The organism is Vibrio sp. D173a (genome assembly GCF_030248475.1).
In genome coordinates, this window is the sequence record NZ_JAHGAH010001180.1 from 1 (window position 1) to 1,156 (window position 1,156).

Here is a 1,156-nt window from a genome sequence, read left to right on the forward strand (position 1 = left end):
AACGTTCCCATACCGTGCACTTATGGCTGGAAACGAAGACGTGGGGTTTGAAATGGTTAAACAGTGTAAAGCAGCCTGCGGTGATACACCTTTGAAAGTCATCATTGAATCTGGTGAGCTGAAAACGAATGCGCTGATCAGAAAAGCATCTGAGATTTCAATCAAAACAGGGGCTGACATCATTAAAACATCCACAGGTAAAGTACCCGTAAATGCAACTCTAGACGCAGCTGAAGCTATGCTGTCAGTTATCAAAGACATGGGTGTGGAAAAAACCGTTGGTTTCAAAGCTTCTGGTGGAGTACAAACTGCCGAAGATGCAAAAAAATACCTAGATATGGTTGATACTATTTTTGGTACCGAGTGGGCGGAAAATAGCATGCATTATCGTTTTGGTGCGTCTAGCTTACTAACAAACCTGCTAAATACACTAGGTGAAAGTGAGGAAGTAGCTAAGAGCGGTTACTAAACAACTCTTGCTGAGAGGACTCATAGCCATCTTAGCTACCGTACCTTCTTACATCATCAGAAACGTATCTAACTGAATACAGTAAAAAGTCAGTAAACAGCTAAAAGCCGCTTTCCATGAAGTGCCCCCGTAAAGTTGGACATTTCTGTTAAGCGGCTTTTAGTTCTCTCAATTTTAAACGAACAACAAGTGTGCTTTGTTAACCACTGTATCAAAGTGATTACGCTATATATGGCTAGTTGGTGTACGGCTATTTGGTCGAGACTAACGCAACCAACTTCATTCCAATCATCATACTGGCAATGAACGAGATGATGGTAATGCTACCCTCGCCCAAACTGGAGACCGCTGGTCCCGGGCAGATACCACCGATTCCCCAACCTAAGCCGAAAATAGACGCACCTAAAATCAGCTTACGATCAATCTTTGTATTCGTAGGCAGGCTAAAAGCATTGCCATCAACGGTTTTACTGCGAGGTTTAATAATGAAATGGTAGAAAGGCGTAAATACGAGTAAAGCGCCCCCCATCACAAACGCAAGACTAGGGTCCCAATCACCTGTGATGTCGAGAAACGCAAAAATGTTAGCCGGATCGACCATGCCAGAGATATTCATTCCAGCACCGAATAGTACGGTGTTAACGTCCCGCGCGAAATTGTCAGGTTGTACACTTCACCCAAATTATA

The 1,156-nt window shown here is 43.4% G+C and carries 2 protein-coding genes; one reads left to right on the forward strand and one right to left on the reverse strand.

The window, feature by feature from the left end; genetic code table 11:
• Positions 1-469: deoxyribose-phosphate aldolase (gene deoC, locus KIV40_RS32160; protein WP_285353403.1), on the forward strand; the 469-nt coding region annotated here is incomplete at its 5' end.
• 250 nt (positions 470-719) lie between these two features.
• Here the strand turns inward: deoC and KIV40_RS32165 are convergent.
• Positions 720-1,085, reverse strand: coding sequence for a YeeE/YedE family protein (locus KIV40_RS32165; RefSeq protein ID WP_285353404.1), 366 nt, complete (start codon positions 1,083-1,085; stop codon positions 720-722).
• Positions 1,086-1,156: the final 71 nt, after the last annotated feature.